Raw genomic sequence first — 17657 nt, 5'->3', positions numbered from 1 at the left:
TACTACTGATGCTACACAGGATTTCTGTCTTGCTGACGCTCCAACGGTAGCAGACCTTCAGGTTAATGAAACGGGAGTGACTTTCTACACGGCTGCAACAGGAGCAACTGTAATAGCTCCGACTACTGCACTTGTAGATGGCGCAACATATTATGCAAGCTTAACTATCGGCTCTTGCGAAAGCGCAACCCGCCTTGCCATAACCGTAACAGTAGGTAATGCTTCTACACCGACCACAACTGATGCTACACAGGATTTCTGCCTTGCGGATGCTCCAACGGTGGCAGATCTACAGGTTAACGAGCCAGGGGTGGTGTTCTACACAGCAGCCATCGGCGGAAGCCAGATCGCGGCTACTACACCTCTGGCAGATGATACCACCTATTATGCTACCATTGTTAGCGGCTCGGGTTGCGAAAGCGGTACCCGCCTTGCAATAACGGTTAACATTAGCAATGGGCTTACGCCAACTACGGTTAACCCTATGCAAACGCTGTGTGCGGTAGATAGCCCAACGGTGGCCGATATTCAGGTAGACCAAACCGTGGTATTCTATACGGCCTCTACAGGAGGTTCGGTTATTCCGATGGATACCGCTATTGTAAGTGGCACTACGTATTATGCATCGTACACCGATCCGGCCACAGGCTGCGAGAGCGCAAGCCGCCTTGCTATACAGGTTACGCTAAGCAACGGTACAACGCCAATAACTACCAGCGCATCTCAGGCATTTTGTGCATCAGATAACGCAACGGTGGCCAATATCCAGGTTAACGAAACCGGTGTGGTGTTCTACACGGCTGCCATCGGCGGAAGCCAGATCGATGCCGCTACAGCATTGGTAAACGGTACTACCTATTATGCCAGTATAACCGATGCCAACGGTTGCGAAAGCAGCGTTCGCTTAGCTATTACCATCACAATAGATAATGGTGCTACGCCAACAACGACAGATACCACACAGGATTTCTGTACGGCAGACCAGCCAACCATTGCCGATATTCAGGTAAACGAGCCGGGAGTATTATGGTATGCAACCGCAACAGGCGGTACACCACTGGCAGGCACCGATTTACTAATGGCAGGATCTACCTACTACGGGTCGCTGCAAACGGTGGCAGGCTGCGAGAGCGGTACGCACCTTGCGGTAACAATAACGCTAAACAACGGCTTAACGCCAACCACAAACAACCCTATGCAGGCATTTTGTGCGGCCGATAGCCCAACTTTGGCTAACATACAGGTAGACCAGGCAGTAGTATTCTACGCCACATCTACAGGTGGTGCAGTACTAAACATGGCTACGGCACTGGTAGATGGTACAACGTACTATGCATCGTATACAGATCCGGCTACGGGCTGCGAGAGCGCAACCCGCCTTGCCATACAGGTATCGGTATCTAACGGGGCTACACCAACTACTGCTAATGCAGCGCAGCAATTCTGCGAAGGCAGCAACCCAACGGTGGCCGACCTTCAGGTGAACGAAGCGGGTGCAGAATGGTATTTAACAATGGAAGGTGGTACACCACTTACTGCAGATACTACCCTTACAGAGGGTACCACTTACTACGCCTCTATAACCGTTAATGGTTGTAAGAGTGCTGTAAGGCTGGCTGTTACCGTAAGCCTGTCAGGCTCGGTACAGGCTACAATTACAGGCGGCGGCCCGGAAGCCTGCTTTGGCGATGAGGTTACTTACACTACCCAAAGCGGCAACAGCAACTACAATTGGATGGTAAACGGAGGGACTATTACTGCCGGTGGAGGTACCGGCGATAATACCGTTACCGTTAAGTGGGGCATGCCGGGCCAAGGCCTTGTAAGTGTGAGTTATACCGATGCAAATGGCTGCGGAACAACTACCGAAGCACTCTTTAGTGTTACCATTACAAGCTGCGCCGATATAACGATTACGAAAACTGTTAATAATAGTACCCCGAATATGGGCGAAAATGTTATTTTTACAATCACAGTTACAAATACAGGAAACAGCATGTTTACTGATGTAGTTGTGAGCGAGCAGATTCCGGATGGTTATCAGTTAGCGAATGTTCTTACAAATATGGGTACCTTTAATGCCCAGACGGGTGTTTGGGAGATACCAATGCTTATGCCGGGCGATGTTGCCACGTTAGATGTTGAGGTTACTGTTGTGTTTGGAGGTAATTATACCAACATAGCCTTTATAGTAGGCAGCACACCAACTGATAGCAATACCGAGAACAACACGGCAGAGGTAAGTACAGAGCCACAGTGCCTAACGGTTTATAATGAGTTTACACCAAACGGAGACGGGTATAACGATACATTCAGGATTGATTGTATTGAAGATTATCCAAACAACATCCTGGAGGTGTTTAACAGGTACGGTTCGCCGGTTTACAAAACTAACCGCTACAAAAACGATTGGGACGGTGGCGCTAACGTAGACGGCGTAGTGCGCGCAGGCGAAAAACTGCCTGTGGGTACCTACTACTATGTACTTACTATAAACGGCAGTGCAAGAACAGGATGGTTATACATTATGCGATAAACAAAAAGTGATATAAAGGGCGGCCGCCTTTGCTGCCGCCCCATTATCAACCAAAATATATTTTAGTATGAAAAAGACTTCTACAGTTTTACAACAATACTTCCTGGTATGTTTAATGCTTATGGGCTTAGGCGCAAAGGCTCAGCAGGAACCGCAGTATACACAGTATATGTATAACACGCTCGTGGTAAACCCCGGCTACACCGGCTCTACCGGTAACCTGGAAGCCAACCTTTTGCACCGCACCCAGTGGGTAGGTATAGATGGCGCACCACAAACACAGGCCTTTAGCATTCATGGCCCCGTGTTTAATGAAAAGATTGGCCTTGGCCTTAGTGCCGTTAACGATAAGTTAGGCCCCTCTAACGAGGTTTATGTAGATGCCAACTTTTCGTATACCATTAATGTGGGGTACGAATCTAAAATAGCCTTTGGGCTTAAGGCGGGGGCAAGGGTGCTGGATATCGACTGGTCTAAAGGCCGTTACTATCAGGAGGGCGACCCGCTGCTTAACACTAACATAAACGGCAAGATAACCCCGGCATTGGGCGCAGGTATCTATTATTATACCGATAAGTTTTATGCAGGTGTATCGGTACCCAGCTTTATACGATCAGATTATTATGATGATATTCAGGAGTCAACAGTGTCTGACAGGCTGCACTATTACGTAATGGGCGGCTATGTGTTTGATGTTTCAGATAACCTCAAATTCAAACCGGCCGTACTGGGCAAAATAGTATCGGGTGCACCCATAACGGTAGATGTATCGGCTAACTTTTTGCTGTACGAAAAACTAACCCTTGGGGCATCGTACCGGTATGATGACTCGGTTAGTGCGCTGGCCGGCTTTCAGATAACACGAGGGATATTTGTGGGCTACGCTTACGATTATTCTGTAACCGAACTCAATAAGTACAACGACGGATCGCACGAATTTGTGCTAAAATTCCAGTTGGTACCTAAGTCGACCCGAATCAAATCGCCAAGGTTCTTCTAACAAAACATACACCTTTTATGATGAAAAAATTATTTTTATTCAGCTTATTACTGTGTGCAACAGCCGTTTTTTCTCAGGCAAAACTAAGAAAAGCCGACAAGCTGTTTGCCCAACTGGCCTATGTTGATGCAGCAAAAACCTACGAAGAGTACCTTGAAGGCGAGAAAGAACCCGGCACCGAAACCATAATGAAGGTGGCCGATTGTTACTACTACACCGGCAATATGGCCAGTGCCCTGCGCTGGTATACCAAACTGCACGAGGTGCTGGGTAACAAGATAGACGATAAGTATTTTAACCGTTACCTGCAGGCACTTAGGGCAGAGGAGAACTATAAAAAAGCCGACGAGCTGCTAAAGCAACGCTTAGAGCTTAAGGGCGATAAGGCCATGACGCAACGGTTTATAGGCCAGAAAAAACATCTGGACAGCCTAAACGCCCTACCGTCTAACTACACCGTTACCAACATTGCGGCCAATACCGATAAGGCCGATTTTGGTACTGCCTTTTACGGCAACCAAATAGTGTATTCGTCCAGTAAAGACACTACTAAAGTGGGCGGAAAGACGTATGTGTGGAACGACCAGCCTTTTCTGGAGCTTTTTGTGGCCGACAGGAATGCATCTGACGGGTCTTTTTTTAACGAGAAGAAATTTATACCCAAAGAGCAAACCCAGTACCACAATGCTACGCTAACTTTTACGCCCGATCTTAAAACGGTGTACTACAGCAGCAACACCGTTAAAAAGAACGACAGGCTTAACAACGGTAAAAACGGCACCAATAATATAGAGGTTATTAAGGGTAATATAGATGGCGATAAGCTTACCAATGTAGAGAAACTGCCGTTTGACAGTAAAGAATATTCTGTTGGGCATCCGGCGCTTAGTGCCGATGGCAAGTGGCTGTTTTTTGTAAGCGATATGCCGGGCGGTTATGGCGATACCGATATTTATGTTGCCGAAGTCTTTGGCGATGGCAAAGTGGGTACGCCGCAAAACCTGGGGCCAAAAATAAACACACCGGGTAGAGAGATGTTTCCGTTTATAAACGACTCGATACTGTATTTTTCGTCAGATGGGCATTATGGCCTTGGCGGGCTCGATGTGTTTGAGAGCAGGCGTATTAAAGACCTGGAGTTTGGCGAGCCTCAAAACCTTGGCAAACCGGTAAACAGCAATTTGGACGATTTTGCTTTTATAACCGATAAGGAGCAGAAATTCGGGTATTTTTCGTCGAGCCGTAAAGGCGGCAAAGGCGATGATGATATTTATTACTTTACCAAAACGATGCCCGATTGCAAGCAATGGGTGTCGGGCAAGGTTACCAATGCCAAATACAAAATGGCTATTAACCAGGCCGATGTTAAGGTAACTGATAAGTATGGCGATGTTATAGCATCTGCAAAAACCAAAGAGGACGGTACGTACAGGCTGGAGGTGCCCTGCGGTTCTAAAATAACCATAGAGGCCTCTAAACCCAACCATACCAAGGCAAGCCGCGAAAAAGACACCTCTAAAACCCCGGGCGAAGAAATTAAGAATGTAGATTTTGAACTTTCTAATTACGACGACCTTGTTAAGAAAGAAGACAATATGGAAAAGGTAGACATAAACCCTATTTTCTTTGATTTTGATAAGTGGGATATTACGCCGCAGGCCGCCACAGAGCTGGATAAGGTGGTTTATATTATGAAAAATTTCCCATCGTTGGTAATAAAAATAGAATCGCATACTGATAGCAGGGGCAAGGACGATTATAACCTGCGCCTGTCTGACAACAGGGCAAAATCAACCTACAATTATATTATAGAAAAAGGCATAGACCCAGGCCGCATAGAAAGCGTTAAGGGCTATGGCGAAACGCAATTACGCAATAAATGCAGCAACGGCGTTAAATGTACCGATGAGGAGCATTTATTAAACCGCCGTTCTGATTTTATTATCGTAAAAAAATAGTTTTGTTACCAGTAATTTTCATTTTCAACTTGAAAAGGCACCTCATTCAACAGGGTGCCTTTTCTCATTTATAAGCTTCCCGTAAGGTAAATTGCCTAATTAATTGCAATCATGGCATAAGTGCGGGTAAAATCATACAGTATATATTTGCATAATCTTAACGAATGCTTACTTTTGTGAGTTGCAAAAAAGCAAGGGCATAATTTTTTGGCCTTAGCTGCGTTTACTAACCGTATTAAAGCGTATAAATTAATTTTATAATGAGACTAAATCAGGTTCTTTCTGGCCTTCTATTAACGGCTTTACTAATTTCCGGCTGCAAATCGTCTAAAGAAACAGTTGCCGCTGCCCCGCAAAAAGATGTTTTATTTACTGTAAACGATAAACCATATTATACCGATGAGTTTGAGAGGGTTTACAAAAAAAACCTCGACCTTGTAAAAGACGACTCGCAGAAGGACCTGGACAATTACCTAAACCTTTTTATTGGCTATAAGCTTAAGGTAAACAAGGCAAACAAGCTTGGTTTACAAAACAATAAAAAATACCAGGGCGAACTTAAAAGCTACCGCACGCAACTTTCTAAAAACTACCTTACCGATAGTAAAGTAACTACAGAGCTGGTTCAGGAGGCGTATAACAGATCGTTAAAAGAGATAAAAGCATCGCACATATTAATTATGGTAGACGAGAATGCTGCCCCGGCCGATACCCTTAAAGCTTATAACAAAGCTGCTGAGGCGTATAAAAAAGCGGTTGCCTCAGAAGATTTTGGCAAACTTGCCAAAGCATTATCTGAAGACCCATCGGCAAGGGAAAACGAGGGCGACCTTGGTTACTTTACCGTATTCAGGATGATCTATCCGTTTGAAAGCGCTGCTTACAACACACCAAAAGGCCAGGTTTCTAAACCGGTAAGAACCCGTTTTGGCTACCACGTTATTAAGGTTACCGATGTTAGAGATAACCGTGGCGATGTTACTGTGGCGCACATTATGATAATGAAGCCTAAAAAAGAAGATGTTGAGGGCAACGCCAAGGCAAAAACCAAAATAGAAGACATTTATAAAAAATTAAAACAAGGCGAAGATTTTACGGCACTTGCCAAACAATTTTCTGAAGATAAATCAAGCTCTGCCAATGGTGGCGTGCTTAATAAATTCAGCTCTGGCGAGTTAACCTCTACAGAGTTTGAAGACCAGTCGTTTGGTTTACAAAAAGCAGGCGACTTTTCGGGTCCGTTCGAGTCGCAGTTTGGCTGGCATATTGTAAGGCTTATTAAAAAAGATGCCATTAAGCCCTTTGCCGATGTTAAGCCTGATTTTGAGAACAGGGTTAAAAGAGACGAGCGTTCAAGGCTAATTGCAGAATCGCTTACAGGTACGCTTAAAGGAAAATACAGTGTAGAAAAAGACAAAAAAGTATATGACGAAGCGGTACTTGCCGTTAACGACAGTATTTATGCACAAGGCTGGAAAACGCCAAAAACAGGCAACTACAACAAAACAATTCTTACCATAAACAAAGATAAAAAACTTACTGCCCAGGAATTTTTACATTATGTAGATGCCCAGCAAAGAACCGGCGTTACTGCCAAGCCTGTTGCTAAAGCAGTAGGAATTTTTTACGACCGTTTTGTAGAAGAGCAGCTTAATGCGTACTATAATGACAACCTTGAAAAAGAATTCCCAGAATTTGCTATGGTTATGGAAGAGTACCGCGACGGTTTACTTTTATTTGACCTGATGGAAAAAGAAATTTGGGAAAAAGCCAAAAACGATACCATTGGGCTTCAGAAATTTTTTGATGCCAACAAAGCCAACTACCAGTGGAAAAACAGGGTAGATGCCGAGGTGTATTCTTCTACCAGCGAAAAAGATATTAAACAAGCCAGGGAGCAACTGCTTAAAGGTAAAGACGCTACTGCTATTAAAGGTGCCGTTAATACTAAAGATAAAGTAAGCGTTATGGAAAAATCGGGTGTTTACGACCAGGACAGCGATGGCCTGCCGAAACAAGCGGTTTGGAAAACAGGCATATCAGATGTTATTAAAGAAGGCAACTACTACTATGTGGTAAAAACCAACAAGGTGCTGCCTGCCGGCCCTAAAACGCTGGAAGAAGCTAAAGGCCGTGCCATTAACGATTATCAGCAGTATCTTGAAAGCACCTGGGTAGACGAACTTAAAAAAGAGTTTACCGTTAAGGTTAATAACGATACGTTTGCAAAAGTTAAACAAGACCTTAATAAATAATGGTTAAAAGCGCAATTTTGCTGTTATTTGCCTTTGCAATTGTTTCGTGCAATAAAAAGCAGGAAGCCGGCCCCGATAATGCCGCTGCAAGGGTTAATACCGCCTACCTTGATAAAGAAGAGCTTAAGGGCATAGTGCCTGCCGGTACCTCTAAACAAGATAGTATTGCCATTATAAAAAGTTACATAGACCGCTGGGCATCGCAAAGGTTACTTTATGATGCCGCTGTGGTAAATATTGGTGACGATAAGCAAAAAGAAATAGACCAGCTTATTAAGCAATACACGGCCGACCTTTACACCAAGGCGTATTTAGAAGAGGTGGTAAAGCAAAGTGTAGATACTGCCGTGCCGCAACAGGACCTTGTTAAGTATTATAACGATAACAAGCAAAATTTTAGGGCTACGGCCATGCTGGTAAGGCTTAAGTATATAAAAATGGCTAAAGACCATCCAAAGTTTAGCCTGGCACGCCAAAAGTTTTTAAGTGGCAACAAAAAAGACCTAAAGGCGTTAAATGATATGGCGCTTCAGTTTAAAAGCTACGCATTTAACGATAGCATCTGGACCGACATGAACGAGGTGTACCAAAAACTCCCATTTATTACACCGGAGAACCGCGATAAATATGTAAGCAGTGGCTCATCGTACCAGTATCCTGACTCTACCGATGTTTACATTGTAAAGGTAAGCAAGGTAATAGACAGAAATCAGGTGGCGCCGTTTGAATATATAAAGCCAACCCTCCAACAGCTAATAATAAATAACAGGAAACTGGAGTTAATAAAGAAATTCCAAAAAGAAATTACGGATGACGCGATTAAAAATAACAAATATGAGATTTATAAATAACAGGTTTTTCCTGTTTTTAGCTTTTGCCTTTTTGGGTTTAAATTTGGCTGTAGCACAAGAAATTATTCCTGAAAAAGTTAAAGATTCGGTTAAGCCTGCGGTTACTATTCCGGCCGGGGGTAAATTAAAGGTAGATGGTGTAGTGGCGGTTATAGGCGATTTTGTGGTACTGGACAGCGATATAGATCTTACGTATAAAGAACTTCAGGCGCAAAATATTCCGATAGCAGAAGTTACCCGTTGCGAGCTGCTGGGCAAATTGATGGAGGATAAACTATATGCCCACCAGGCCATACAGGATAGTATTATTGTTAGCGATGCCGATGTAAACGAGACCATGAACCGCCAGATAGACTATTTTGTGGAGAACCTTGGCTCGCCGGAAAAAATGGTTGCGTATTTTAAAAAGAAAAACCTTGAGACCTTTAAGGCGGAGCTTTTTGAAATGATAAAAAACCAGAAGCTTACCGAGCAGATGCAGAAAAAGATTATTGATGAAGTTGAGATAACCCCTGAGGAGGTTAGGCAGTTTTATGCAAAATTTACTAAAGAAGACCTGCCTACGTTTGGTGCCGAGATGGAAATGGCGCAAATTGTAGTGAAGCCGGAGATTACCCAGGCCGAAAAGCAAAAGGTTATCGACAGGCTTAAGCAAATTAAGAAAGAAGTAGAAGAAGGCGCCAGTTTTTACAGTAAGGCCGTTTTGTATACAGAGGATAAAGCATCAGCGTCGAGCGGTGGTTACATTCCGGTAAGCCGTAAGGCACAGTTGGTTAAAGAGTTTAAAGATGCTGCATTTAGTACCGATGAAGGCAAGATATCAGAACCTTTTGAAACAGAATACGGTTTCCATATTATATATGTAGAAAAAATACGCGGGCAGGAGCTTGATGTTAGGCACATACTAATGGTACCTAAAGTTACCCCGGAAGCTTTGGCTAAGGCTAAAGAAAAAATTGAGAAGATAAGGGCGAAAATCATAAACAAAGAAATTACGTTTGCCGATGCGGCAAGGTCGGAGTCGGATGATAAAGAGACCCGTAACAGCGGTGGTTTATTAATGAACCCACGCACGCTTGAAACACGTTTTGAGCTTACTAAAATGGACCCTACCCTGTACAACCAGGTGGCCGATATTAAGGATAACGCCATATCTGACCCTATTGTAGAGCAGGACCGCCTTGGTACACCAAGCTACAAAATTTTTACGGTTACCAACCGTTACGATGAGCACCCGGCAGATTATGCTAAAGATTACACCAAGATTAAAGATCTTGCCTTAAAAGAAAAGCAAATTAAAACCATTGCAAAATGGAGCGCGGCTAAAATTAAAGATACCTATGTTAAGGTAAACGGCGAGTACCGCGATTGTAAATTTGCCAACAACTGGGTAAAAAAATAACACGGTTTGTGGCCTAAAGTTTAGGTAAACAACAAAATAATTTATAAGTTTGAAGCTAAGGATATCCTTAGCTTTAATTTTAAAATCAAAAATCTAACTATGTCAGACGTAGCAGCTATACAAAATTTGGTACAAAAGCAAAAAGCTTTAAAACAAGAGATAGCAAAAATAATAGTAGGGCAGGAAGAAGTAGTAAACCAGGTAGTGCTAAGTATATTTTCGGGTGGCCACGCCTTATTGGTGGGTGTACCCGGGCTGGCAAAAACACTTTTGGTAAACACCATATCGCAAGCCCTGGGTTTAGGGTTTAAGCGTATACAATTTACGCCCGACCTTATGCCATCTGACATACTGGGTAGCGAAATATTAGACGAGAACAGGCAGTTTAAATTTATAAAAGGCCCAATTTTTTCTAACATTATCCTTGCCGACGAGATTAACCGTACACCGCCTAAAACCCAAGCTGCACTGCTTGAGGCCATGCAGGAAAAAGCGGTAACCATTGCAGGGCACCACCACAAGCTGGAGCTGCCGTATTTTGTACTGGCTACCCAAAACCCTATTGAGCAGGAAGGTACCTACCCGTTACCCGAAGCGCAGTTAGACCGTTTTATGTTTGCCATAAAATTAGATTACCCAAGCTTTGCAGAAGAGGTACAGGTGGTAAAAAACACTACGGCCGATTTATCGGTTACGGTTAACCCGCTGTTTACCGCCCAGGAAATTACCGATTTTCAGCACCTTATTCGCCGCATACCTGTGGCCGATAATGTTATAGAATATGCTGTAACGCTGGTAAACAAAACAAGGCCGGGCAATGCACTTAGTAACGATTATATTAAAACGTATTTAGACTGGGGTGCGGGGCCAAGAGCATCGCAAAACCTTATACTGGCGGCCAAAGCCAATGCAGCGCTAACAGGCAAGTACTCTCCGGATATAGAAGATGTACAAGCCGTGGCAACCGGCATACTGCGCCACCGTATTATAAAAAACTACAAGGCCGATGCCGAAGGCATTACCGAAGAAATGATAATTAAAAAGCTGTTTTAAACAGCTTTTTTTTGTATAACTTATATAGTCAAAAATAAACACCAATGGATAAATATTTGTCGCTTATTGAAAATGGCAGTGATGCCTATATAAATTCGTTGGAAAAAATAGGTTGGTTTACCGTACCGCAAAATGATAAACAGATTGTAGCTAAATGCCTGGCAGATACTGATAATAACAAGTATCTTGTTTTTGGGCTGGCGCATTTATCTTTTGATGCCGAAAGCTTTGATAAAGCTAATGATTACCGCAGGCTTTTGGATAAAATAGCAGCGTTGGCGGGTTTTACAGTTGTATCGTCTCAATTTGAATATAATTATGGCGAGGAAAGCGAAACCCTGAGGGGTACCATTAACACGGCTGGCAATACATATAATTTTGAGTTGGAAGAATTATTTGGAGAATGGTATCACCCTGATTTTACAAAGTTTTTAAACCAAGAATTGCTGCCTGGCGAAAGGGTTGATAGCTGCTTTTTTGATTTGCCGGGGATAGACCAGGGTATTAATTTTGTTTTTGTTCCGCAAGCAATTTATAACAAAGCTATCGAAGAGGAAATCATACCTAATATGGATTATTTTATAGAAAATTTTGAGTAAAATGTTCAGGATTAATGTTTGTAGTTAGGCTATAATTTAGCCAAAATTCTCCTATTATGAAAAAAATATTCCGCATCCTGCCGTTAGTCTATTTTATGGGCCTGGCTATATTTTGGTTTTTAGAAAACTATATGGCTACGGGTACTATTAATTACATTGCCCTTGCGGTGCTGTTAGGTTTATCTATAGAGTTGTTTTACAACAACAAAATTGTGGGGCTGCTTACGGGTAGTGCTATGTCGCTTTTTAGTGCCTATATGCTTTTGGCAATGTTATCAGATGTTTTTAAAGGCGGAGCATTTAACCCTAACATGGTTCCGTTTCTTGTTTTCGGCACAAGCCTGTTTGGGGTAGGTCTTTTAATGGGGATAATCTTAATTATGTATCAGACAAAGCAATCGGTTAGGCAAAATAACTAACCAAACTATATCGGTTTAGGGCGATATATACCAATTTTACGAATATACACTGCGGTAGCATCCGTAGTAAATTAAGCAGAATATTCCCGATTTGTTAATATTTTCTAAAAAAATTGATGATTATTAGTCCGAAGCCTCTAAATCTTAATTTTATTGAAGGAAATGCAGTAAAATAGAATCTTTCCAAATAATAATTCCATCAAATTAAAGAATCCCTAAAAATTTTTAAATTGGAATAAGTTTGAGTAAATTTACTGACTTTTTAATGAACAAACATAAACAATTAAATATGGCTTTCGATAGTATTTATAAAGATTATATAAAAGAAATTGAAGAAAGAAAAGCCCAGGGACTTCACCCTAAACCAATAGACGGAGCAGAATTAATAAGCGAAATTATCGCCCAGATTAAAGATACAGACAATCTGTACAGAGCAGATTCTGTTAAATTCTTTATTTATAACACCTTACCGGGTACAACACCTGCGGCGGCCGTAAAAGCAGAATTTTTAAAAGAAATTATTCTTGGTGCAGCTGTGGTTGAAGAAATTACTCCTGCCTTTGCCTTTGAATTATTGTCTCACATGAAAGGCGGTAAATCAATTGAGGTTTTGCTTGATTTAGCCCTTGGCTACGATCTGGCTATTGCAAAAGATGCGGCAAACGTGCTTAAAACACAGGTTTTTTTATACGAAGCAGACACAGACCGTTTAAAAGCGGCTTATGAAAGCGGAAACACGATAGCGAAAGAAATTTTGGAAAGTTATGCCCAGGCCGACTTTTTTACACAACTGCCTGACGTACCCGAAGAAATTAAAATAGTTACATACATTGCTGCCGAAGGGGATATTTCTACCGATTTGCTTTCGCCGGGCAACCAGGCGCACTCACGCTCTGACCGCGAATTGCATGGCCTTTGTATGATGACGCCGGAACAACAACTGGAAATTAAAGATTTTCAGATGAAATTTCCTGATGCAAGCATAATGCTGATTGCCGAAAAAGGCACAATGGGTGTGGGTTCATCCCGTATGTCGGGCGTAAACAATGTGGCACTCTGGACGGGTAAACAGGCAAGCCCTTACATACCTTTTGTAAATAACGCGCCAATTGTGGGTGGAACAAACGGCATTTCGCCTATTTTCCTTACAACTGTAGATGTTACAGGTGGTATAGGTATCGACCTTAAAAACTGGGTTAAAAAACACGATGCCGACGGTAATCTTGTGCGTAACGAAAAAGGAGAGCCTGTTTTAGAAGAGGTTTATTCTGTTGCTACCGGCACCGTTTTAACCATCAATACAAAAACCAAAAAACTATATAACGGCGAAGTTGAATTGATTGACCTTTCTAAATCGTTCACGCCGCAAAAATTAGAATTTATCAAAGCAGGCGGCTCTTACGCTGTAGTATTTGGTAAAAAAATACAAACATTTGCTGCCCAGACTTTGGGTATTGCTATTCCACCGGTATTTGCCCCATCTAAAGAAATTGTTGTTGAAGGGCAGGGCCTTACGGCAGTAGAAAAAATATTTAACAAAAATGCAGTTGGTGTAGCACCTGGTAAGGTGTTGTACGCAGGCTCTGATGTACGTGTAAGGGTAAATATTGTAGGCTCTCAGGATACTACAGGCCTTATGACCGCGCAGGAACTGGAATCGATGGCTGCAACGGTAATTTCGCCAGTTGTAGACGGTGCTTACCAGTCGGGCTGCCATACGGCTTCCGTTTGGGATAAAAAAGCACAGGCTAACATTCCGAAACTGATGAAGTTTATGAACGATTTTGGTGTTATTACTGCCCGCGACCCAAAAGGCGTTTATCATGCAATGACCGATGTTATTCATAAAGTATTAAACGATATTACAATAGATGAGTGGGCCATTATTATTGGTGGCGACTCGCACACCAGGATGTCTAAGGGCGTTGCTTTTGGTGCAGACTCAGGAACGGTAGCACTTGCACTGGCAACAGGCGAAGCATCAATGCCAATTCCAGAATCGGTAAAAGTTACGTTTAAAGGCGAGATGAAATCGTATATGGATTTTCGCGATGTTGTACATGCTACACAATCGCAAATGCTGCAGCAATTTGATGGCGAAAACGTGTTTCAGGGCAGGATTATAGAGGTTCATATCGGTACGCTTCTGGCAGACCAGGCCTTTACTTTTACAGACTGGACAGCCGAAATGAAAGCAAAAGCCTCGATATGTATTTCGCATAACGATACTTTGATCGAATCGTTGGAAATCGCGAAAAGCAGGATCGAGATTATGATCGATAAAGGCATGGATAACCACAATAAGGTACTGCAAGGCTTGATCGATAAGGCAAACAAGAGGATTACCGAGATTCGATTAGGCTCTAAACCGGCATTAACTCCGGATGACAATGCAAAATATTATGCCGAAGTTGTAATTGACCTCGATATGATTGCCGAACCGATGATTGCCGATCCGGATGTAAATAACGAGGATGTTTCTAAGCGATATACACACGATACCATTCGTAATATTTCTTTTTACGGAGGCGACAAAAGAGTTGACCTGGGCTTTGTAGGTTCTTGTATGGTGCACAAAGGCGATTTAAAAATCGTTTCTCAAATGCTAAGAAACCTCGAAGAGCAGCATGGCGAAGTTAAATTTAATGCCCCGCTTGTTGTAGCTGCCCCTACATATAATATAATTGATGAACTTAAAGCTGAAGGCGACTGGAGTTTGTTACAAAAATACTCAGGCTTTGAGTTTAGCGACCTGTTACCTAAAAATACAGCGCGTACCGAGTACGAAAATATGATGTACCTGGAACGCCCGGGTTGCAACCTTTGTATGGGTAACCAGGAAAAAGCAGCCAAAGGCGATACGGTAATGGCAACGTCTACACGTTTGTTCCAGGGCCGTGTTGTAGAAGATACCGAGCGTAAAAAAGGCGAATCGTTACTTGCCTCTACACCGGTTGTTGTATTGTCGGCAATTTTAGGGCGTATCCCAACAATTAACGAATACAAAGCTGCGGTTGAAGGCATCAACCTGACTAAGTTTTCGCCAGCCAATAAAGAGTTGGTTGGATAATCCTGATGCTTTAACAGTCAGGAAAATAAACATATAATATTAAATTACAGAGATATGGCTTTTGATATTGAAATGATAAAAAAAGTGTACGAAAAGTTGGCCGAACGCGTAGATAAAGCACGCGAACTGGTTGGACATCCGCTTACACTTTCAGAAAAAATCCTGTATTCACACATGTGGGAAGGTAATCCTACACAGGCTTTTACAAGAGGAAAAGATTACGTAGACTTTGCTCCGGACAGGGTAGCCTGCCAGGATGCAACCGCCCAGATGGCCCTTTTACAATTTATGCATGCCGGTAAACCCCGTGTTGCCGTGCCTACAACCGTACACTGCGACCACCTTATACAGGCAAAAGTAGATGCAAAAACCGATTTAAAGCGTGCTAAAGAGCAAAGCAATGAGGTTTTCGACTTTCTGTCGTCTATTTCAAATAAATACGGCATCGGGTTCTGGAAACCGGGTGCAGGTATCATCCACCAGGTAGTTTTAGAAAACTATGCATTTCCGGGTGGTATGATGATAGGTACAGACTCTCACACCGTTAACGCCGGAGGTTTAGGTATGCTTGCCATTGGGGTAGGTGGTGCCGATGCGGTAGACGTTATGAGTGGTATGGCCTGGGAACTTAAATTCCCGAAACTTATAGGTGTTAAGCTAACCGGTAAATTATCGGGCTGGACAGCTCCTAAAGATGTTATCCTAAAAGTGGCCGGCATACTTACCGTTAAAGGTGGTACGGGCGCTATTGTAGAATATTTTGGCGAAGGCGCTACCGCTATGTCTTGTACCGGTAAAGGTACAATTTGTAACATGGGTGCAGAGGTTGGTGCTACAACATCTACTTTTGGTTATGATGATTCTATGAGCCGTTACCTGCGTGCTACCAACCGTGCCGATGTGGCCGATGCTGCCGATGCTGTTGCCCCTTACCTTACCGGTGATGACGAGGTTTACGCTAACCCTGAGCAGTATTTTGACCAGGTTATAGAAATTAACCTGAGCGAACTTGAGCCACACCTTAACGGGCCTTTTACCCCGGATTTAGCTACGCCTATATCTAAAATGAGGGAAGAAGCCGAGAAAAACGGCTGGCCTTTAAACATCCAGGTAGGTTTGATAGGGTCTTGTACTAACTCGTCTTACGAAGATATTGCACGATCTGCATCGCTTGCCAAACAGGTGGCCGAGAAAAACCTTAAAACAAAATCGCAGTTTACCATCACCCCGGGATCGGAAGTGGTACGCTACACCATAGAGCGCGATGGTTTTATCGATACCTTCGATAAAATTGGCGCTACCGTATTTGCTAATGCCTGCGGGCCATGTATTGGTATGTGGGACAGGGAAGGTGCCGAGAAAGAAGAGCGTAACACTATTGTGCACTCTTTTAACCGTAACTTTTCTAAACGTGCCGATGGTAACCCTAACACCCTTGCTTTTGTAGGTTCTCCAGAACTTGTAACGGCGCTGGCCATTGCTGGCGACCTTGGTTTTAACCCTATTACAGATAAGCTTATTAACGAAGATGGCGAAGAAGTAATGCTGGATGAACCAACCGGTAACGAGCTGCCTCCAAAAGGTTTCGATGCCAAAGATCCTGGTTTCCAGGAGCCGGCGGCAGATGGGTCTAAAGTTGAGATTATTGTTAGCCCAACATCAGAGCGTTTAGAGCTTCTTGCTCCGTTCTTACCATGGAACGGCGAAAACATACTGGGTGCCAAACTGCTTATTAAAGCATTTGGTAAATGTACTACCGATCATATTTCTATGGCGGGCCCATGGTTGCGTTTCCGTGGCCACTTAGATAACATATCTAACAATATGCTTATTGGTGCGGTAAATGCCTTTAACCAAAAAACAAACAACGTTAAAAACCAGCTAACCGGCGAGTATGATGCTGTACCTGCTACAGCACGCGCTTACAAAGCTGCGGGCGTGCCAAGTATTGTTGTGGGCGACCATAACTACGGCGAAGGATCGTCTCGTGAGCATGCTGCCATGGAGCCAAGGCACCTTGGTGTTAAGGTTGTACTGGTAAAATCGTTTGCACGTATACACGAAACCAACCTTAAAAAGCAAGGTATGCTTGCGCTTACTTTTGATAACGAGGCTGATTACGATAAAATACAAGAGAACGATACGTTTAACTTTACAGATCTTAAAGAGTTTGCCCCGGGCAAACAAATTACTATCGAGATCGTTCACGATAACGGAACTACAGATACCATTGTAGTAAACCACAGCTACAACGAAGGCCAGATTGGCTGGTTTGTTGCGGGTAGCGCACTAAACCTTATTGCTGCTGCCGGTGCCGAAGCCGCGAAAGCTTAATAATTACAATTTTTAGTTTTAAATAGTGGAAACTCCCTTGCCTTTATTGGCAGGGGAGTTTTTTTGTTTATCGTATTTGGAAGTTAATTAAACTATAATTATAAGATCGCTTCGTACCTCGCGAAGACGGTGCCTGAAAAGCATTACGCTGCCCAGGATAAAATCACATACTATACCCGT

Annotated in this window: 11 protein-coding genes; all 11 read left to right on the top strand. The window is 43.0% G+C overall.

Features of this window, described 5'->3' with window-relative positions:
- The coding region (locus G509_RS22600) for a T9SS C-terminal target domain-containing protein (protein ID WP_035739359.1) at positions 1-2536 on the top strand (2536 nt) is incomplete at its 5' end.
- 67 nt (positions 2537-2603) lie between these two features.
- A complete protein-coding gene (locus G509_RS0119885) occupies positions 2604-3536 on the top strand; it encodes a PorP/SprF family type IX secretion system membrane protein (RefSeq protein ID WP_026993145.1) in 933 nt (310 codons plus the stop codon).
- A 17-nt stretch (positions 3537-3553) separates the two neighbouring features.
- Complete coding sequence (locus tag G509_RS0119880) at positions 3554-5494, top strand: OmpA family protein (RefSeq protein ID WP_242604875.1); 1941 nt, start codon at positions 3554-3556, stop codon at positions 5492-5494.
- 260 nt (positions 5495-5754) lie between these two features.
- Positions 5755-7749: a peptidylprolyl isomerase gene (locus G509_RS0119875; protein ID WP_026993143.1), complete on the top strand. Its 1995-nt coding sequence runs from the start codon at positions 5755-5757 to the stop codon at positions 7747-7749.
- Entirely contained in the window at positions 7749-8600 is an 852-nt protein-coding gene (locus G509_RS0119870) for a hypothetical protein (RefSeq protein ID WP_026993142.1), read from the top strand. Before G509_RS0119875 ends, G509_RS0119870 begins: the two co-directional genes overlap by 1 nt.
- Entirely contained in the window at positions 8584-10002 is a 1419-nt protein-coding gene (locus tag G509_RS0119865; protein ID WP_026993141.1) for a peptidylprolyl isomerase, read from the top strand. The genes G509_RS0119870 and G509_RS0119865 overlap by 17 nt, the downstream gene beginning before the upstream one ends.
- Before the next feature lie 99 nt (positions 10003-10101).
- Positions 10102-11055, top strand: coding sequence for an AAA family ATPase (locus tag G509_RS0119860; RefSeq protein ID WP_026993140.1), 954 nt, complete (start codon positions 10102-10104; stop codon positions 11053-11055).
- 44 nt (positions 11056-11099) lie between these two features.
- Positions 11100-11654: a hypothetical protein gene (locus tag G509_RS0119855; protein ID WP_026993139.1), complete on the top strand. Its 555-nt coding sequence runs from the start codon at positions 11100-11102 to the stop codon at positions 11652-11654.
- Between the two features lie 56 nt (positions 11655-11710).
- Positions 11711-12073: a hypothetical protein gene (locus G509_RS0119850; RefSeq protein WP_026993138.1), complete on the top strand. Its 363-nt coding sequence runs from the start codon at positions 11711-11713 to the stop codon at positions 12071-12073.
- A gap of 289 nt (positions 12074-12362) precedes the next feature.
- Positions 12363-15143 (top strand): bifunctional aconitate hydratase 2/2-methylisocitrate dehydratase, encoded by a 2781-nt coding sequence (locus G509_RS0119845; protein WP_026993137.1) that lies wholly within the window; start codon positions 12363-12365, stop codon positions 15141-15143.
- A 54-nt stretch (positions 15144-15197) separates the two neighbouring features.
- Positions 15198-17477, top strand: coding sequence for an aconitate hydratase (locus tag G509_RS0119840; protein ID WP_026993136.1), 2280 nt, complete (start codon positions 15198-15200; stop codon positions 17475-17477).
- Positions 17478-17657 lie beyond the last annotated feature (180 nt).

The sequence above is a fragment of the Flavobacterium subsaxonicum WB 4.1-42 = DSM 21790 genome (genome assembly GCF_000422725.1).
GTDB lineage: Bacteria > Bacteroidota > Bacteroidia > Flavobacteriales > Flavobacteriaceae > Flavobacterium > Flavobacterium subsaxonicum.
This window is presented reverse-complemented; position numbering and strand designations above follow the sequence as displayed.

Excerpts from the sequence above, each read along its gene's own strand:
- G509_RS0119840 (WP_026993136.1), top strand. The coding sequence starts at position 15,198 with ATGGCTTTTGATATTGAAATGATAAAAAAAGTGTACGAAAAGTTGGCC.
- G509_RS0119865 (WP_026993141.1), top strand. The coding sequence starts at position 8,584 with ATGAGATTTATAAATAACAGGTTTTTCCTGTTTTTAGCTTTTGCCTTT.
- G509_RS0119850 (WP_026993138.1), top strand. The coding sequence starts at position 11,711 with ATGAAAAAAATATTCCGCATCCTGCCGTTAGTCTATTTTATGGGCCTG.
- G509_RS0119845 (WP_026993137.1), top strand. The coding sequence starts at position 12,363 with ATGGCTTTCGATAGTATTTATAAAGATTATATAAAAGAAATTGAAGAA.
- G509_RS0119860 (WP_026993140.1), top strand. The coding sequence starts at position 10,102 with ATGTCAGACGTAGCAGCTATACAAAATTTGGTACAAAAGCAAAAAGCT.
- G509_RS0119855 (WP_026993139.1), top strand. The coding sequence starts at position 11,100 with ATGGATAAATATTTGTCGCTTATTGAAAATGGCAGTGATGCCTATATA.
- G509_RS0119870 (WP_026993142.1), top strand. The coding sequence starts at position 7,749 with ATGGTTAAAAGCGCAATTTTGCTGTTATTTGCCTTTGCAATTGTTTCG.
- G509_RS0119880 (WP_242604875.1), top strand. The coding sequence starts at position 3,554 with ATGATGAAAAAATTATTTTTATTCAGCTTATTACTGTGTGCAACAGCC.
- G509_RS0119875 (WP_026993143.1), top strand. The coding sequence starts at position 5,755 with ATGAGACTAAATCAGGTTCTTTCTGGCCTTCTATTAACGGCTTTACTA.
- G509_RS0119885 (WP_026993145.1), top strand. The coding sequence starts at position 2,604 with ATGAAAAAGACTTCTACAGTTTTACAACAATACTTCCTGGTATGTTTA.